The organism is Bacillus sp. FSL K6-1218 (assembly GCF_038006445.1).
Lineage (GTDB): Bacteria > Bacillota > Bacilli > Bacillales > Bacillaceae_G > Bacillus_A > Bacillus_A thuringiensis_S.
In genome coordinates this window covers 245,001-262,500 of sequence record NZ_JBBOVE010000001.1, presented here as the reverse complement: position 1 = coordinate 262,500, position 17,500 = coordinate 245,001, and the positions used below count along the sequence as shown (strand labels likewise).

Genomic DNA, 17,500 nt, shown 5'->3' with positions numbered 1-17,500 from the left:
TTGGTCGCTCATTTGCGACTTCCTTATGTTAACATTTTCATCTTTCAATGTCAACTAAGTTTTTTATTTCATTTGTCGCTTGCGATGTTAATGTCATCGGCGACTTGTTCTATATTACACCTCTAATCTCTAATCGTCAATATGTTTTTATAAAAAATATAAAAAGGCTTATTTCTTTTAAAATAAGCCTTTTTATCACATATCATTCTATTCATTTATTATTTTTCTATAATTGGTAAAGAGACGATAAATTTAATAATACCATCCCTATATTCCGCTCGAATACTACCACCTTGTAACTCAACAATACTTTTCGCAATCGCTAAACCAAGTCCCGACCCTTCCGTTACTCTACTTCGAGATTGATCCTTCTTATAGAAACGTTCAAACAAATTCGCTAACTCTTCTCTCGTAAACTCTTCACTATGATTCGCAATTACAATTTGTATATCCCTACGCTGCCTTTGAAGAGAAACTTTTATCTCTCCATCATCTTTACTGTACTTAATCGCATTCATTAGTAAATTATCAAATACACGAACCATCTTTTCCGAATCAATCGATGCATAAGCACGTTCCTCAGGAAACTTCTTAACAAACGTAAGTCCATGTTCTTCCGCCTGCGGTACTAGCTCTTCTATTAATTGCTCAAGCAACTCATTTACACATACTTCTTGTTTTTCTAATACAACTTGTTCATTTGTTAACTTCGTATACTCAAATAAATCTTCTATTAAATTCTTTAACTGCTCCGACTTTACAAAAGCAATTCTTGTATACTCATCATGTTGTTCTTTATTTTCATATTTAGAATCTCGAAGTAATCGTAAGTAACCCATAATAGAAGTAAGTGGTGTACGCAAATCATGAGATACATTTGTGATAAGCTCATTTTTCTGCTTTTCTAATTTACGTTCCTTTTCTATATTATTCATAAGCTCTTCCGCCATATTATTAATATTCTCAGTTAAAGACGCAATCTCATCTTCACCTTTTTTCTCAATGCGGTACGCTAAGTTACCTCTTTCTATTTCCTTTACACCTTGTGCCATTGCTTCAATCTGCTTCATCTTTCTCTTTGTTATATAGAAGAAAGAGAAAATGAATACAAGAACACCCATTAAAAACGGGAATGGTCCTTCTACTTTATAGTACACTACCTCCCCTTGAGGAATCCCGCTTACAAACATATATAAGTTCTTACCTTCAATTGTAATAGGCGAGAATGTAATGAACTCTTTTCTTGATCTTTCAATATCATTATTATTTGAATAATTGATAGCAAATGAAGTCGCATTACGAATTGTATTATGCAAATTAATTTGTTCTTCTTGCGCTTGCTTCGTTTTATACAAAACTTTACCATTTTCGTCAGTAACTAATATTTTAAAGGCATCATGCCCTTGCTCTAAATTCTCATTTTCTAGCTCTATCATGTTTTGTACAGCATCTAATTTATTTTCAACAACCATCATTTCCGCTGTACTTTGAGCTTTACGATTAATTTGCTCCATACCATCTCTGTAATTAATCTCAGCATGCTGGCTAGCATCTTCAAAAATAGGTGCTACTATCTTCGTTGATACAAAGAGACCTAATAACGCACAAGCAGTAAACGCCGTAATAAGTTGAATCCTTATACTCCGTTTCACGCTCTTTATTATCTTTCCAATTAATTCTCGAATTTTCCGAACATAAGTAAACGGATTAAATATCTTTTTCAATCTTATACCCCACTCCCCATACCGTTTTTATATATCTAGGTTTCCTTGGATTCTCCTCAATCTTTTCACGCACTTTTCGAATATGCACCATTACAGTATTATCAGACTGGAAAGATCGTTCGTTCCACACCTTTTCATAAATTTGCTCCGCACTAAACACCATACCTGGATTTCTAGTTAGCAATTCTAAAATTGAAAATTCCCTCGGAGTTAGTTTCACTTCTTCTCCCTCTACAATAACTTTATGGGTCGAGATGTTGATTTTCATCTCCCCAATTTCTAACTCGTCCTCATTTTGGACAGCGAAACCATTCATTTTCATATAACGGCGTAACTGAGATTTAATTCGTGCAATTAACTCTAATGGATTAAAGGGCTTCGTTACGTAATCATCTGCTCCTGTTGTTAATCCTAAAATCTTATCCATATCTTGCGTTTTGGCAGAAAGCATAATAATAGGCATCTCTTTCGCTTCCCTTACTTTCATACACATATGAATACCATCCACTTTCGGCATCATAATATCTAATACGACTAGATGTACTTCATTTTCTTCTAGTAAACGTAATCCTTCTTCCCCGTCTCCTGCTTGCAATACTTTATATCCTTCATTCTTTAAATAGATTGTAATTAAATTTCGAATTTCTTTTTCATCATCTACGACAAGTATTGTTTCGTGTGCCACAATATCTCCCCCATCACTTTTTTAATCCCTAACTTCTATTATAGGAAAACTTCTGAAGAAAAACGCTCGGAAATCCTTAAGATTTTCTGAAGACGCAAAAAAGGTCTAGACTCCCCTTAAGTCTAGACCTTTTAAAAAACCCCTTTTATCCCGCATTAACGGACAGTAAGACTCCCACTTCAAAAAACTGCCCAAATCAACGATGTTACGCGGCAGATCAACTGCCCGTAAAAGCCCGATTGGTTCAACTAATAATCAGGGTGGGGTTTCCCCCACTCTGATTAAAGTTTCACTTTATTTACGAACGTAGATGAAATATAGTACAAATAAAACTCCCATAACATACATAATCGGATGAACCTCTTTACGACGACCACTCACAACCATTGTAATTGGATAGAAGATAAATCCAATCGCAATCCCAGTTGCGATACTATACGTAAGTGGCATAGAGATAATTGTAAAGAATGCTGGCACTGCAATCTCGAATTTCTTCCAATCAATTTCCCCTAAGGAAGAAACCATCAAGATTCCTACAATAATTAAAGCTGGTGCCGTTACAGCTGGCGTTACAACACTTAGTAATGGCGAGAAGAATAATGCCAGTAAGAAGAATCCTGCTGTTACAACTGCTGTAAATCCAGAACGTCCTCCTGCTGCTACCCCTGCAGACGATTCAATGTAAGACGTTGTTGTTGATGTACCTAAGATCGCACCAATTACAGTCGCAATCGCATCTGCAAATAACGCTTTTCCTGCACGTGGTAATTTATTGTTCTTCATTAATCCTGCTTGATTTGCAACCGCTACAAGCGTACCTGCTGTATCAAAGAAATCGATAAAGAAGAACGTTATAATAACAATTCCCATTTGAACAGTGAAAATATCTCCGAAGTGCGTTAACGCAGCACCGAACGTTGGTTCTAGACTCGGTATTGCTCCCACTACAGCTTTCGGAGTATCAATTAATCCTGTTGCCACTCCTAAGATCGCTGTAAGAATCATACCGTAAAATACTGCACCATTAACTTTCTTAATCATGAAGATGATTGTCGTAACAACCCCGAAGATTGCTAGTAACGTTGTGCCCTTTGTTAAGTCCCCCAACCCAACAAGAACAGCATCATTTTTCACAATAATCCCGGCATTTTGGAATCCAAGGAAAGCAATGAATAATCCAATACCTGCCGCTACTGCAAACTTTAACTCTGATGGAATTGCATTAATAATTTTTTCACGAATACCTGAAGCTGTAAGAATAATAAAGATAATACCTGACATTAATGTTCCAGCAATTGCTGTTTGCCAAGGAATACCCATCGTTAACACTGCTGTATAAGCAAAGAACGCGTTAATTCCCATACCTGGCGCTAAAGCAATTGGATACTTCGCAAAAATACCCATAATTAACGAACCAATCGCTGCCGCTAATGCCGTAGCAACGAATACTGCACCTGGATCCATCCCTGTACCTGCTGGTAACCCTTTAATATTTCCAAGCGACAGCGTAGCAGGATTGACAAACAGTACGTAAGCCATAGATAGAAATGTCGTTAACCCTGCTATGAACTCAGTCTTATAATTCGTACCGAGCTCATCAAACTGAAAATAGCGTTTCATCTTACGTTTCCCCCGTTATATGATTACTCGCCGTATTTCTCCTAGCCCTCTTTTATCCCGAGAAATAAAAAAGGCTTCCATTGCATATATACATGGAAGCGTTCTATAAACAAAGACAAGTTTCCCCTCATCTTTATACAAACGCCTCGTAGTCAAGCCATTTACGGTAGCTAGGTAGAAACTTTCGGGCCATATCCCCGATATTATACGACGGCATAATATTCACTTTTCGTTTGAATTACATACTCATATTAACTCGCATAGGCACTTTTGTCAATTTAAAAACGAACATTTTTATAAACTTTTATAATTTCGTTCGTATTAATGGCGAAAACAAAAAGATCCATCTATTCACGAATGATAGATGGATCTTTTTTATTACAATACTATTCCCACTCAATAGTTGCTGGTGGCTTACTCGTTACATCATACACGATACGGTTAACGTGTTTTACTTCGTTTACGATACGTACAGAGATTTTCTCTAGTACGTCCCAAGGGATACGTGCCCAGTCAGCTGTCATACCATCGATAGATGTTACTGCACGGATACCTACTGTGTAATCGTAAGTACGCTCGTCACCCATAACACCTACGCTACGCATGCCAGGAAGCGCAGTGAAGTATTGCCAAATTTCACGGTCTAAGCCCGCTTTAATAATTTCTTCACGTAAAATCGCATCAGATTCACGAACGATTTCTAATTTCTCTTCTGTGATTTCACCTAATACACGAATACCAAGACCAGGACCTGGGAATGGTTGACGCCATACGATTTCATCAGGAATTCCTAGTTCAGATCCTAATACACGTACTTCATCTTTAAATAACGTATTTAAAGGCTCAATTAATTTGAACTGCATGTCTTCTGGAAGTCCACCAACGTTATGGTGAGATTTAATTGTTTGTGCAGTTGCTGTACCACTTTCAACGATGTCTGTGTAAAGTGTACCTTGTGCTAGGAAGTCCATACCTTTTAATTTAGATGCTTCATCATCAAATACGTAAATGAATTCGTTACCGATGATTTTACGTTTTTGTTCTGGATCTTCTACACCTTTTAACTTGTTCATGAAACGTTCTTGTGCATCCACTTTAATAACGTTCATGTGGAAGCCTTCACTGAATGTTTTCATAACGCCTTCCGCTTCACCTTTACGAAGTAAACCATGGTCAACGAAAATACATGTTAATTGATCGCCGATTGCTTTATGAATTAATACTGCTACAACAGAAGAGTCTACACCGCCGCTAAGTGCGCATAGTACTTTTTTGTCTCCAACAGTTTCACGAATTTTCTCTAGTTCTACTTCGATAAAGTTCTCCATGTTCCATCCTTCAGAACAACCACATACACCGAATACGAAGTTTTTAATTAAATCGTTACCGTGCTCAGAGTGACGTACTTCTGGGTGGAATTGTACACCGTATAAGTTTTTCTCTTCATTGCTCATACCAGCAATTGGACAAGACTCACTTGTTGCGTCTACTACGAATCCTTCAGGTAAATCAGTTACTAAGTCACCATGACTCATCCATACAACTTGTTCTTCTGGAAGGTTCGCATATAATTTTGATTCGTTCTCTACTTTAAGAACAGCTTTTCCGTACTCACGGTGATTTGCACGCTCTACTTTCCCACCGAAGTGTTGCGTCATAAGCTGCATACCATAACAAATACCGAAGATTGGTAAACCTAGTTCAAAGATTTTTTCATCACAATGTAATGCACCTTCACCGTATACACTATTTGGTCCACCAGAGAAAATAATCCCTTTTGGATTCATTGCTTTAATTTCTTCTGCAGTAATTGTATGTGGATGAAGTTCACTGTATACACCGAACTCACGAATTCGACGTGCTATTAACTGATTGTATTGACTTCCAAAATCTAAAACGATAATTGTATCGTGTTGCTTCTTCAAAATAATCACCCCAACGTTAGTTCTCGTATATAAATATTTTCACCAATTTGGCGAAAAGCATTACTAATATAATAAAAAAAGCCAGTCCTCCGCCTCTAGTCTCATAACAAAGAAAAGGCAGGGGTCTGGCTTTATAAAGAAAGATAGTCTCCGCTCTTTATAAATATAAGACACACTGCCTTCATAGTCAGGTTGTTTACGGTAACCCGGTAGAGACTCTCAAACCATATCATTGAGGATATATGAAGGATCGTTTTATATTATCTTCCTAGATTCTAACAATGAAGTATCTATATGGTCAAGAGAGAAAGCGACAAAATTCTACAGAAATTCATTTCCTTTTCTAAAAAACATAAAAAAACATCCATTTCTATATAGAAATGGATGTTTTTTAGGGCAAACGGAATTACATCATTCCGCCCATACCGCCCATGCCCATGCCGCCCATGTCAGGCATTGCTGGTGCATTTGGTTCTGGCTTGTCAGCTACTACAGCTTCAGTTGTTAAGAACATAGCTGCAACAGATGCTGCGTTTTGAAGTGCAGAACGAGTTACTTTAGCTGGATCTACGATACCAGACTCAAGCATGTTAACCCACTCGCCAGTAGCTGCATTGAAACCAACACCTACTTTTTCGCCTTTTAGACGCTCTACAACTACAGATCCTTCTAGACCAGCGTTGATTGCGATTTGACGAACTGGCTCTTCTAGTGCACGAAGTACAATGTTGATACCTGTTGCTTCGTCGCCTTCAGCTACAATAGAAGCTACTTTCGTGTATACGTTCATAAGTGAAGTACCACCACCTGCAACGATACCTTCTTCTACTGCTGCACGAGTTGAGTTAAGTGCATCTTCAATGCGAAGTTTGCGCTCTTTTAACTCAGTTTCAGTTGCTGCACCGACTTTAATTACTGCTACGCCACCTGCAAGTTTCGCAAGACGCTCTTGTAATTTTTCACGATCGAATTCAGAAGTTGTTTCTTCTAATTGCGCACGAATTTGACCAATGCGAGCTGCGATTTGCTCTGTATTTCCAATACCTTCAACTACAGTTGTGTTTTCTTTTGTAACAACAACTTTACCAGCACGTCCTAAAGATTCAACTGTAGCAGATTTTAAGTCACGACCTAATTCTTCAGTGATTACTTCGCCACCAGTTAAGATTGCGATATCTTCTAGCATTGCTTTACGACGGTCACCAAATCCAGGAGCTTTAACAGCTACTACATTGAATGTACCACGAAGTTTGTTCACTACTAATGTAGCTAAAGCTTCGCCTTCTACATCTTCAGCAATGATAAGAAGTGGTTTACCTTGTTGTACCACTTGCTCTAATACTGGTAAGATTTCTTGGATGTTAGAAATCTTTTTGTCAGTAATTAAGATGTATGGGTTATCAAGAACTGCTTCCATTTTGTCAGAATCAGTAATCATGTAAGGAGATGCATATCCACGATCAAATTGCATACCTTCTACTACGTCTAATTCTGTTGTGAATCCTTTAGACTCTTCTAAAGTAATAACGCCGTCGTTACCAACGCGCTCCATTGCTTCAGCGATTAATTGACCTACTTCTTCGTCAGCTGCAGAAATAGCAGCTACTTGTGCGATAGAAGATTTGCCTTCGATTGGTTTAGAAATCGTTTTTAATTCTTCAATTGCAGCAGTAACAGCTTTTTCGATACCTTTACGAAGACCCATTGGGTTAGCACCAGCTGTTACGTTTTTAAGACCTTCACGAATCATAGCTTGCGCTAATACAGTTGCAGTTGTTGTTCCGTCACCAGCTACATCGTTTGTTTTGCTAGCAACTTCTGCTACTAATTTCGCACCCATGTTTTCGAATGCATCTTCTAATTCGATTTCTTTTGCGATTGTTACACCATCATTTGTAATAAGTGGTGAACCAAATTTTTTCTCAAGTACAACGTTACGACCTTTTGGTCCAAGCGTTACTTTTACTGCGTTTGCAAGAGTGTCGACACCGCGAAGCATCGAACGACGTGCTTCTTCACTAAATTTAATATCTTTTGCCATAATAATTGACCCCCTTGGATTTTTTAAGATTTATATAATTAACCGATAACTGCTAAAATGTCACTTTCACGTAAAATCAAGTAGTCTGTACCTTCATATTTCACTTCAGTACCTGCATATTTTGAGAAGATGATAAGATCACCTGCTGCTACCTCTAAAGCAACACGCTCACCATTTTCAAGCACTCGACCAGTACCTACTGCAACAACTTTACCCTCTTGTGGTTTTTCTTTTGCAGTATCTGGTAATACAATACCACTTGCTGTTTTTTCTTCTGCTTGAACAAGCTCAATTACAACGCGATCACCTAATGGCTTTAGCATGAACAATAACCTCCTCATTTTGTTATGTAAATTTTATTTATTAGCACTCAAGTCACCCGAGTGCTAACACACTTATAATAATAAATAATCTCAATTTCTTTTGCAAGTAAAAAAATCATAATTTTTTCGCAAATTACTATATAAACTTTCTATATAGAATACCGCCTTTACTATATGAAGCATTGTTTCCACTGCTCGTATGTTACAATATGAAAGGACACCCTAAGTTGTTTTCGCTATACACACAACTTTCTCCTGTCTTCTATTATAATTTCAAATAAGGATTTACGAAAAAAACATAATTTAAGTGAGGTTTATATCGTAGGTAGCATATTTACATGTTATCCTAACTTATCTCATACACTATAGTTAGAAAGGATGGTTAAACCATTTGAAAAAACAATATTGGTGGGTTATCGTTACATACATTTTAATGCAGTTATCTGGCGTTGTTGGATTACCACTTCTCCTAAAAACAGGACTCTATGATAATAGAGGGTTTACCATTGAGGAAAAAGGACAAATCATAACGGGACACTGGGCAATTATTAGCTTCTTTGTTGCATTATGTATCGTACTTTGGTTACTTAGAACAGATATTCGTGACAGGCATTTAGATGCAACGCGCTCTTCTGTTCCAGCTACAATTGGATGGGTTTTCATCGGATTCTTCTTAGCAATCATCTCACAATCCATTGCAGGTATGATTGAAATGTATGTATTAGGGGTTCCACGTGGATCTGAGAATACAGACAGACTAATGGACATCGCAAGAACGATACCTTGGTTCCTTATTGTTGTATCTATAATTGGACCTATCTTAGAAGAAATCGTATTTAGAAAAATTCTATTCGGCACGCTTTATAAGAGGTTTAATTTCTTCGTTGCAGCTATCATTAGTTCGCTTGTATTCGCAGCAATTCATTTTGATTTTACTCACTTATTGGTATACACTTCTATGGGGCTCGTATTCGCCTTTTTATATGTAAAATCGAAGCGCATTATCGTTCCTATTGCAGCTCATGTTGCGATGAATACATTAGTCGCTATTGGGCAAATTTTTATGAGCAATGAGCAAATTCAAGAAATGATTAAAGAAGCTGAAAAAATGCAAGGATTTATCGGAGGATTTTTTGTATGAGAAACTCACCATTGTTCATGGCTGCATTATACTTCCTTCTTGGATGTATCTTTACACGCTTCGCCATTACGAACGTGACAGATACAATCTGGAATGTGTGGACAATACTATTTGCAGTTATGGCAACAATTGATTTTAATTTGGCACTTCGCCTTATATTAGTTAAATTCACAAAGAAGAAACAATAATAAAACGCAGAGGTCGCTTCCTCTGCGTTTTATTGTGGATAGTTCTTCAAAAAGTAAACTAATGTTTGTAACTCTACAGCTAAATCAATATGATGAATTCTAATATTCTCTGATACGTTTAATCGTGCTGGTGTAAAATTCAAAATACCGTGCACGCTCGTTTCAGCTAACCTATCTGCTACAGCTTGCGCTACTGTAGCCGGTACTGTTAATATTGCCACTTGTATATCATTTGATAATCTCTCTTCTAATTCATCTAAATGATATACAGGAATGCCCCCGATTTCTGTTCCAACTTTCTCTTCACTAACATCAAATGCCATTTCAATTTTTGTATTATTGTTTTTCGTGAAATTATAATGTAAGAAAGCGGTCCCTAAATTACCTACTCCAATAAGTGCTACACGCGTTATATCATCTTGATCAAGTGTTTCGCGGAAAAATGATAATAAATAATTTACGTTATATCCATATCCCTTTTTCCCTAACGCTCCAAAATACGAAAAATCTCTTCGTATTGTTGCGGAATCTACTTTTACCGCTTCACTCAATTCGGCCGATGAAACACGCTGCTTACCAGAAAGAGATAAGTTTTGGATAAATCGATAGTATAGAGGCAATCTTTTAGCAGTGGCTTGTGGAATCTTTTGCTGATCCATATGACCTCTCCTCTCTTCCTATCTTTATTCATATACTTTAATCAAATACAGAAGTTTAGCACTCATTAAATTCCTTGTATAATAAAGAGAAGAAGTATTCTCTCTTTATTTTAAACTATACACTATTTTTAGTATGATTGAGAAATATAAACATGGCAAAGTTAAGAAATTATTTGAGGTGAAAACATTGATTTTATTACAAGTAAATGGACTTTCGAAATTATACGGTGCAGAAACAATTCTTGCAAACATAAAATTGGAAGTACAAACAAAAGATCGTATCGCATTAGTTGGAAGGAATGGAGCTGGAAAATCTACATTATTAAAAATTATCGCTGGTGAGTTATCACATGATGGTGGCGAAATTATAAAACCGAAAGATGTCTCAATCGGGTATTTAGCTCAAAATACCGGCCTAGAAACGTCTTTAACAATTTGGGATGAAATGCTAACCGTCTTTACCCACTTACAGCAAATGGAGACAAAACTTCGAAGGCTTGAGCAAGAAATGGGAAAAGAAGAAAACTTTTCAAACGAAGCTACATATGAAAGATTGTTAGCTGATTATGACCAATTGCAACTCAATTATAAAGATCAAGGTGGATATCAATATGAAGCGGATATTCGCTCCATTTTAAGCGGCCTTGGCTTCCCAGTTGAAACACACCAGACGACGATCTCTACTTTAAGTGGCGGGCAAAAAACAAGATTAGCTCTCGGAAAATTATTATTAACAAAACCAGACTTACTTATTTTGGACGAGCCTACAAACCATTTAGACATCGAAACATTAACATGGCTTGAGCAATATTTACAAGGTTATCCTGGCGCAATATTAATCGTTTCCCATGACCGTTATTTCTTAGACAAACTCGTTACACAAGTATATGAAATTTCGAATAAAGAAAGCAGACGATTTGTTGGTAACTACAGTAAATATTTAGACTTAAAATCAGCATTATATGATCAAGAAATGAAACGTTACGAAAAACAACAAGATGAAATCGCAAAACTTGAGGACTTCGTTCAAAAGAATATAGCTCGCGCTTCTACAACGAAACGTGCTCAAAGTCGCCGTAAACAACTAGACAGAATGGAATTATTAACGAGACCATTAGGGGATTCTAAGTCAGCATCATTCCACTTTGATATTGAAAAACAAAGTGGAAATGATGTTTTACAAGTAAAAGATGCGACCATCGGCTATGAGGAGGACCCTATAATTGAACACGTAACTATGCGCTTAACTCGCGGAGATAGTGTTGCTTTAGTTGGTCCAAACGGAATTGGGAAATCCACATTATTAAAATCTATTGTGAATAAGTTACCACTATTAAATGGTAATGTTTCTTTCGGATCAAATGTATCTGTTGGTTATTATGATCAAGAACAAGCAAACTTAACATCTTCTAAACGGGTTTTAAATGAACTATGGGATGAATATCCACTGCAACCTGAAAAAGAAATCCGTACTATACTCGGGAATTTTTTATTCACAGGAGATGATGTACTGAAACCAGTATCTTCCCTTAGTGGCGGACAAAAAGCTCGATTAGCTCTTGCGAAACTTATGATGCAAAAGTCAAATTTATTAATTCTGGATGAGCCTACGAACCACCTTGATTTAAATAGTAAAGAGATTTTAGAGAATGCTTTAATTGATTATCCAGGGACTCTTCTATTTGTCTCACATGACCGCTACTTTATTAACCGTGTAACAACGACTGTGGTTGAGTTATCAACAGAAGGCGCACAGGAATATTTAGGGGATTACGATTACTATGTGGAGAAGAAAAATGAAATGATTGAACGTGCAGCATTTGAACAACAAGAACAGCAAGAAAATCAGGCACCTGTTCAAAAAACTGTAGCTCAAGAAAAATTAAATTATCTCGAAGAAAAAGAGCGTAAACAATTAGAACGTCAACGCACTCGAAAAATTGAAGAGCTAGAACAAAATATCGTAAACTTAGAAGAAGAAATTGCTACGTTAGAAGATCAACTTTGCTTACCAGAAATATATGCAGATTATGAAAAAGCTAGTGAAATTACAACTAAAAAGCAAACGCTACAAGAACAGCTTGAAACTTGTATGGCAGAGTGGGAAGAGCTGCATGTATAAGAGTATTTAAATAAGGAAGATGTCTCATCAGTCATGATTTTTGACTATGCGACATCTTTTTTCTTTAAGTACATAAATAATTTTTTGGATATATCAATGGTAACTGGGAATATATCAACGATTTTTCAAATACATCTATCGTAACCCTATATACATAAACGATTCGACACGAAATATCGATTTACCGACAAGGATTGACAATATCAGCACCCTCTATAATGGAGGGATATTAAAAAATGTTTTTCGGGGATATCTTCTTGCTTTTTATTTCCCGAAAAACAATACACTCAAAGGTCAGACTTCATCTAGTTTATCCACAAGTTTATACACATATCCACCTTTATAAAATAACTATTAAACCAACTTTTCCACATTATCCACAGCCAACGAAAAAGTTACCAACACTTTATATACACAATAAAACCCACATTATCAACAGATAACATGGGTTTTATCCACAAGCTGTGGTTAATTATGTGCATAACTATGCTTCAATATCTAATCCTGGATTCGCATTTAAGGCTAATGTTGCACGCTTGCCTTGTTCATACGCAATTGTCCCTGCCGCTGCAATCATTGCTGCATTATCTGTGCATAAAGATAGCGGTGGAATAATTAGTTCAATGTTTTCTTTTTGTGCAAATTCTTCTTCTAATCGGGCACGAAGTCCTTTATTAGCAGCTACTCCACCAGCAAGAAGTAATTGCTTTACATTATAAGCTGCTGCTGCACGAGCTGCTTTCGTTACAAGTACATCTATTACACTTTCTTGGAAACTTGCCGCTAAATCTTCTGGTTTAATTTCTATACCACGTTGTTTCGCGTTATGCACAGTGTTGATAACTGCTGATTTCAATCCACTAAAGCTAAAATCATATGAATCCGGTTCTAGCCATGCACGAGGCAAATCAATTGTTGGTTCTCCTTCATGTGCAAGGCGATCAATATGAGGACCACCTGGATATGGCATAGATAACGTACGAGCTACTTTATCATATGCTTCTCCAGCTGCATCATCTCGCGTTTCACCAATTACTTCAAATGAACCATGTTCTTTCATATAAACAAGTTCTGTATGCCCACCAGATACAACAAGTGATAATAGCGGGAATTGAACTTCTTTTACTAAACGGTTCGCATAAATATGACCAGCAATATGATGAACACCGACTAGCGGAATATCATGTGCAAAAGCTACTGCCTTCGCTGCATTTACCCCAATTAGAAGCGCTCCTACTAAACCAGGCCCTTCTGTTACAGCAATTGCATCAATATCATCAAATGTGATGTTTGCTTCTTTTAAAGCTTCTTCTAACACAACTGTAATTTCTTCTACATGATGACGGGATGCAATCTCTGGTACAACGCCGCCAAAACGTTTATGACTTTCAATTTGTGATGCAACGACATTCGCAATAATTTCCGTTCCATTTTTAACAACCGCTACCGCTGTTTCATCACAGCTCGTTTCAATCCCAAGTATAATCGTATTTTTTCCCATTATATATTCACCCACATTACAAGACCATCTTCCTGATTGTCTGCATAGTATCGTTTACGAATTCCACCATTTTGAAATCCGTATTTTTTGTATAACTGCTTTGCTACTTCATTTGATACACGTACTTCAAGCGTCATTGTTTTTACCCCTAGTTCTTTCGCTTCTGAAATAACTGCTTTCAATAAGGCATCTCCTAATTTTTGACCTCGGTATTCTGGCAAAATAGCTATATTTGTTATATGTGATTCATCAATAATTATCCACAATCCACAATACCCGATTACACGACCATCTTTTTCTAACACAATATAATGTGCATGTTCATTCATCGTTAATTCACGGTGAAAGGCATCTGCAGTCCAAGGAGTTGAAAAAGATACTTCTTCAATAGCTACAATTTGAGCAATATCATCAAGTTCCATCTTTCTAAATATCATATCCATCTTCTGCAAGGCCCCTACTTGTTTTGACTTTCTAACCACTTTGTTTCAGCTTCAGCTAAACGAAGATAGCTCGGAACAAACGTATGCACATCTTGTTCTTCTTTTTGTAACCCTAAGAATGCTAGCTCACTTGGTCTTGGATTATTTTTAGTAAACGGAGCGAATACAGCTTGATCACCTAAATGTTCTATAATTATTTCTTTATGCAATTTAACATCATTACCGATAAATAAAACAGGCTGTCCTTTATCTTTTAACATTTGCAACCAGTCCACAATAAGAATAATTCGGTCTTCTTCTATTGAAGTTAACTGCTCTCCTTCATATGTATATAATCCAGTATAAATTTGCCCACGTCTTCCATCAAATAAAGGACAAATTAACCCATTAAAGTTAGCACCGTTTGCAGCTACTACCTCTAAACTTGATACACCTACAATTGGTATTTGAAGTGACCAAGCTAATGTTTTTGCCGCTGTCACGCCTATGCGAACACCTGTATATGATCCAGGTCCAGCAGCTACTACGATTTTAGTTAATTCCTTCGGTTTTACACCACATTCTTTTAACAGTTGCTCTACAGCTGGCATAAGACGTACAGAATGGTTTTTCGTCAAATTTGTAATAATTTCCCCAATCACGTTTCCTTCCTCAATAAGGGATACACCCATTACGTAATTTGAAGTATCAATTGCTAGTACTTTCATCTTGTAATAGCTCCTCACATAATCTAATATAGCGATCTCCAATTGGCTCGAGTATAATTTTTCTTGTGTCATCTCCCGCATGGAATAAACTAATTTGTAACTTTTCATTCGGTAAATATGCTTCTATTAAATGAGCCCATTCCACTACCGTAATTCCTTCACCGTAGAAATACTCATCAAAGCCTAAGTCCTCTTCGCTTTCTGCTAAGCGATACACGTCCATATGATATAGCGGTAATCTTCCTTTATATTCTTTAATAATATTAAAGGTAGGACTATTTACAACTCTTTTCACTCCAAGACCTTTTGCTAGTCCCTTTGTAAAAGTCGTCTTACCAGCTCCAAGATCTCCTTCTAAAATAATTACATCTTGTGCCTCTACGAGTTCACCTAGTTTTTCTGATAACCTTTGTGTTTCCTCAGAAGATTTTGTTGTTACTTCATATTTGCTCACAGACTTCACCTACTTTACTCACAATGTTCTCTGCTCTTTATTATACAGGTTTTGAATATATAAAAAAGTCCTTAGGAGTTGTCCTAAGGATAGTTTGACTGTCTTTATTAGTTTTTTGTTAAAACAAATAAAAAAATACGAAACAATTTGTTTCGTTCTTTTCTTTATATAAAATGGCGGTCCCGACCGGGTTCGAACCGGCGATCTCCTGCGTGACAGGCAGGCATGTTAACCACTACACCACGGGACCATTTGGTTGCGGGGACAGGATTTGAACCTGCGACCTTCGGGTTATGAGCCCGACGAGCTACCGTACTGCTCCACCCCGCGATGATATAAATAGCTTGGCGACGTCCTACTCTCACAGGGACAAGGTCCCAACTACCATCGGCGCTAGAGAGCTTAACTTCCGTGTTCGGTATGGGAACGGGTGTGACCTCTCTGCCATCATCACCAAACTATTGAAGGCATATTCCTTCAAAACTAGATAACATTTGCTACATATTATATGGTTAAGTCCTCGATCTATTAGTATTCGTCAGCTCCACATGTCACCATGCTTCCACCTCGAACCTATCAACCTGATCATCTTTCAGGGATCTTACTAGCTTACGCTATGGGAAATCTCATCTTGAGGGGGGCTTCATGCTTAGATGCTTTCAGCACTTATCCCTTCCGCACATAGCTACCCAGCTATGCCCTTGGCAGAACAACTGGTACACCAGCGGTGCGTCCATCCCGGTCCTCTCGTACTAAGGACAGCTCCTCTCAAATTTCCTACGCCCACGACGGATAGGGACCGAACTGTCTCACGACGTTCTGAACCCAGCTCGCGTACCGCTTTAATGGGCGAACAGCCCAACCCTTGGGACCGACTACAGCCCCAGGATGCGATGAGCCGACATCGAGGTGCCAAACCTCCCCGTCGATGTGGACTCTTGGGGGAGATAAGCCTGTTATCCCCGGGGTAGCTTTTATCCGTTGAGCGATGGCCCTTCCATGCGGAACCACCGGATCACTAAGCCCGACTTTCGTCCCTGCTCGACTTGTAGGTCTCGCAGTCAAGCTCCCTTATGCCTTTGCACTCTACGAATGATTTCCAACCATTCTGAGGGAACCTTTGGGCGCCTCCGTTACACTTTAGGAGGCGACCGCCCCAGTCAAACTGCCCACCTGACACTGTCTCCCGGGTCGATAAGACCCGTAGGTTAGAATTTCAATACAGTCAGGGCGGTATCCCACCAGCGCCTCCACCGAAGCTAGCGCTCCGGTTTCAATGGCTCCCGCCTATCCTGTACAAACTGTACCAAAATTCAATATCAGGCTACAGTAAAGCTCCACGGGGTCTTTCCGTCCTGTCGCGGGTAACCTGCATCTTCACAGGTACTATAATTTCACCGAGTCTCTGGTTGAGACAGTGCCCAAATCGTTACACCTTTCGTGCGGGTCGGAACTTACCCGACAAGGAATTTCGCTACCTTAGGACCGTTATAGTTACGGCCGCCGTTTACTGGGGCTTCAGTTCAGAGCTTCGCTTACGCTAACCCCTCTCCTTAACCTTCCAGCACCGGGCAGGTGTCACCCCCTATACTTCGCCTTACGGCTTCGCAGAGAGCTGTGTTTTTGCTAAACAGTCGCTTGGGCCTATTCACTGCGGCTTTCCGTTAAGAAAGCACCCCTTCTCCCGAAGTTACGGGGTCATTTTGCCGAGTTCCTTAACCAGAGTTCTCTCGCACACCTTAGGATTCTCTCCTCGCCTACCTGTGTCGGTTTGCGGTACAGGCACCTTTTATCTCGCTAGAAGCTTTTCTTGGCAGCGGGGAATCAAAGACTTCGCTCCATAAGGAGCTTCCCCATCACAGCTCAGCCTTTACGATAAGCGGATTTGCCTACTTATCAGCCTAACTGCTTGGACGTGCACAACCAATCGCACGCTTCTTCTATCCTTCTGCGTCCCTCCATTGCTC

Annotated in this window: 14 protein-coding genes, 2 tRNA genes, 2 rRNA genes and 2 riboswitches (1 of these 20 running past the window's edge); of the genes, 3 read left to right on the top strand and 15 right to left on the bottom strand. The window is 38.3% G+C overall.

Annotated features, from left to right (window positions below):
- Nucleotides 1-218 precede the first annotated feature (218 nt).
- The 6 genes from MHI26_RS01520 to groES all read right to left on the bottom strand — a co-directional run bounded on the left by MHI26_RS01520 (nucleotide 219) and on the right by groES (nucleotide 8,318).
- A complete protein-coding gene (locus tag MHI26_RS01520) occupies nucleotides 219-1,724 on the bottom strand; it encodes a sensor histidine kinase (RefSeq protein WP_000719240.1) in 1,506 nt (501 codons plus the stop codon).
- A complete protein-coding gene (locus MHI26_RS01515) occupies nucleotides 1,708-2,409 on the bottom strand; it encodes a response regulator transcription factor (RefSeq protein WP_000929886.1) in 702 nt (233 codons plus the stop codon). Before MHI26_RS01515 ends, MHI26_RS01520 begins: the two co-directional genes overlap by 17 nt.
- Nucleotides 2,410-2,703: 294 nt before the next feature.
- Nucleotides 2,704-4,029 carry an NCS2 family permease gene (locus tag MHI26_RS01510; RefSeq protein WP_000833074.1) on the bottom strand — a complete coding sequence of 442 codons (1,326 nt, stop codon included), beginning with the start codon at nucleotides 4,027-4,029 and terminating at the stop codon, nucleotides 2,704-2,706.
- Between the two features lie 129 nt (nucleotides 4,030-4,158).
- Nucleotides 4,159-4,260: riboswitch (purine riboswitch) on the bottom strand.
- A 155-nt stretch (nucleotides 4,261-4,415) separates the two neighbouring features.
- The gene (gene guaA / locus MHI26_RS01505) at nucleotides 4,416-5,954 is read right to left on the bottom strand and encodes a glutamine-hydrolyzing GMP synthase (protein ID WP_141526936.1); all 1,539 of its coding nucleotides are present in this window, start codon (nucleotides 5,952-5,954) and stop codon (nucleotides 4,416-4,418) included.
- A gap of 164 nt (nucleotides 5,955-6,118) precedes the next feature.
- Nucleotides 6,119-6,220, bottom strand: a riboswitch (purine riboswitch).
- A gap of 140 nt (nucleotides 6,221-6,360) precedes the next feature.
- Nucleotides 6,361-7,995: a chaperonin GroEL gene (groL, locus tag MHI26_RS01500; RefSeq protein WP_001029992.1), complete on the bottom strand. Its 1,635-nt coding sequence runs from the start codon at nucleotides 7,993-7,995 to the stop codon at nucleotides 6,361-6,363.
- A 38-nt stretch (nucleotides 7,996-8,033) separates the two neighbouring features.
- The gene (groES, locus tag MHI26_RS01495) at nucleotides 8,034-8,318 is read right to left on the bottom strand and encodes a co-chaperone GroES (protein WP_000917311.1); all 285 of its coding nucleotides are present in this window, start codon (nucleotides 8,316-8,318) and stop codon (nucleotides 8,034-8,036) included.
- A gap of 391 nt (nucleotides 8,319-8,709) precedes the next feature.
- Between groES and MHI26_RS01490 the strand changes: the two genes are divergently transcribed.
- The gene (locus tag MHI26_RS01490; protein WP_061667828.1) at nucleotides 8,710-9,459 is read left to right on the top strand and encodes a CPBP family intramembrane glutamic endopeptidase; all 750 of its coding nucleotides are present in this window, start codon (nucleotides 8,710-8,712) and stop codon (nucleotides 9,457-9,459) included.
- Entirely contained in the window at nucleotides 9,456-9,647 is a 192-nt protein-coding gene (locus MHI26_RS01485; protein ID WP_001246204.1) for a YdiK family protein, read from the top strand. Before MHI26_RS01490 ends, MHI26_RS01485 begins: the two co-directional genes overlap by 4 nt.
- Before the next feature lie 29 nt (nucleotides 9,648-9,676).
- Here the strand turns inward: MHI26_RS01485 and MHI26_RS01480 are convergent, their stop codons facing one another.
- Nucleotides 9,677-10,306 carry a redox-sensing transcriptional repressor Rex gene (locus tag MHI26_RS01480; protein WP_000372699.1) on the bottom strand — a complete coding sequence of 210 codons (630 nt, stop codon included), beginning with the start codon at nucleotides 10,304-10,306 and terminating at the stop codon, nucleotides 9,677-9,679.
- A 187-nt stretch (nucleotides 10,307-10,493) separates the two neighbouring features.
- Between MHI26_RS01480 and MHI26_RS01475 the strand changes: the two genes are divergently transcribed.
- Nucleotides 10,494-12,428, top strand: coding sequence for an ABC-F family ATP-binding cassette domain-containing protein (locus tag MHI26_RS01475; RefSeq protein WP_000602179.1), 1,935 nt, complete (start codon nucleotides 10,494-10,496; stop codon nucleotides 12,426-12,428).
- Nucleotides 12,429-12,912: 484 nt separating this feature from the next.
- Here the strand turns inward: MHI26_RS01475 and tsaD are convergent, their stop codons facing one another.
- The 8 genes from tsaD to MHI26_RS01435 all read right to left on the bottom strand — a co-directional run.
- Nucleotides 12,913-13,929, bottom strand: a complete 1,017-nt coding sequence (tsaD, locus tag MHI26_RS01470; RefSeq protein WP_061667830.1) for a tRNA (adenosine(37)-N6)-threonylcarbamoyltransferase complex transferase subunit TsaD — start codon at nucleotides 13,927-13,929, stop codon at nucleotides 12,913-12,915.
- Entirely contained in the window at nucleotides 13,929-14,372 is a 444-nt protein-coding gene (rimI, locus tag MHI26_RS01465; RefSeq protein WP_000367207.1) for a ribosomal protein S18-alanine N-acetyltransferase, read from the bottom strand. Before rimI ends, tsaD begins: the two co-directional genes overlap by 1 nt.
- A 14-nt stretch (nucleotides 14,373-14,386) precedes the next feature.
- On the bottom strand, nucleotides 14,387-15,079 hold the full coding sequence (tsaB, locus tag MHI26_RS01460) for a tRNA (adenosine(37)-N6)-threonylcarbamoyltransferase complex dimerization subunit type 1 TsaB (protein WP_000865770.1): 693 nt from the start codon (nucleotides 15,077-15,079) through the stop codon (nucleotides 14,387-14,389).
- Nucleotides 15,060-15,533 (bottom strand): tRNA (adenosine(37)-N6)-threonylcarbamoyltransferase complex ATPase subunit type 1 TsaE, encoded by a 474-nt coding sequence (gene tsaE / locus MHI26_RS01455; RefSeq protein ID WP_000049642.1) that lies wholly within the window; start codon nucleotides 15,531-15,533, stop codon nucleotides 15,060-15,062. Before tsaE ends, tsaB begins: the two co-directional genes overlap by 20 nt.
- 174 nt (nucleotides 15,534-15,707) lie before the next feature.
- Nucleotides 15,708-15,783: transfer RNA gene (locus MHI26_RS01450), tRNA-Asp, on the bottom strand.
- Nucleotides 15,784-15,786: 3 nt separating this feature from the next.
- Nucleotides 15,787-15,863, bottom strand: a tRNA-Met gene (locus MHI26_RS01445).
- Between the two features lie 12 nt (nucleotides 15,864-15,875).
- A 5S ribosomal RNA gene (gene rrf / locus MHI26_RS01440) occupies nucleotides 15,876-15,991 on the bottom strand.
- Between the two features lie 50 nt (nucleotides 15,992-16,041).
- Nucleotides 16,042-17,500, bottom strand: a 23S ribosomal RNA gene (locus MHI26_RS01435) (it continues 1,463 nt past the right edge of the window).

Excerpts from the sequence above, each read along its gene's own strand:
- MHI26_RS01510 (WP_000833074.1), bottom strand. The coding sequence starts at position 4,029 with ATGAAACGCTATTTTCAGTTTGATGAGCTCGGTACGAATTATAAGACT.
- groL (WP_001029992.1), bottom strand. The coding sequence starts at position 7,995 with ATGGCAAAAGATATTAAATTTAGTGAAGAAGCACGTCGTTCGATGCTT.
- groES (WP_000917311.1), bottom strand. The coding sequence starts at position 8,318 with ATGCTAAAGCCATTAGGTGATCGCGTTGTAATTGAGCTTGTTCAAGCA.
- MHI26_RS01485 (WP_001246204.1), top strand. The coding sequence starts at position 9,456 with ATGAGAAACTCACCATTGTTCATGGCTGCATTATACTTCCTTCTTGGA.
- MHI26_RS01480 (WP_000372699.1), bottom strand. The coding sequence starts at position 10,306 with ATGGATCAGCAAAAGATTCCACAAGCCACTGCTAAAAGATTGCCTCTA.
- tsaD (WP_061667830.1), bottom strand. The coding sequence starts at position 13,929 with ATGGGAAAAAATACGATTATACTTGGGATTGAAACGAGCTGTGATGAA.
- rimI (WP_000367207.1), bottom strand. The coding sequence starts at position 14,372 with ATGGATATGATATTTAGAAAGATGGAACTTGATGATATTGCTCAAATT.
- tsaB (WP_000865770.1), bottom strand. The coding sequence starts at position 15,079 with ATGAAAGTACTAGCAATTGATACTTCAAATTACGTAATGGGTGTATCC.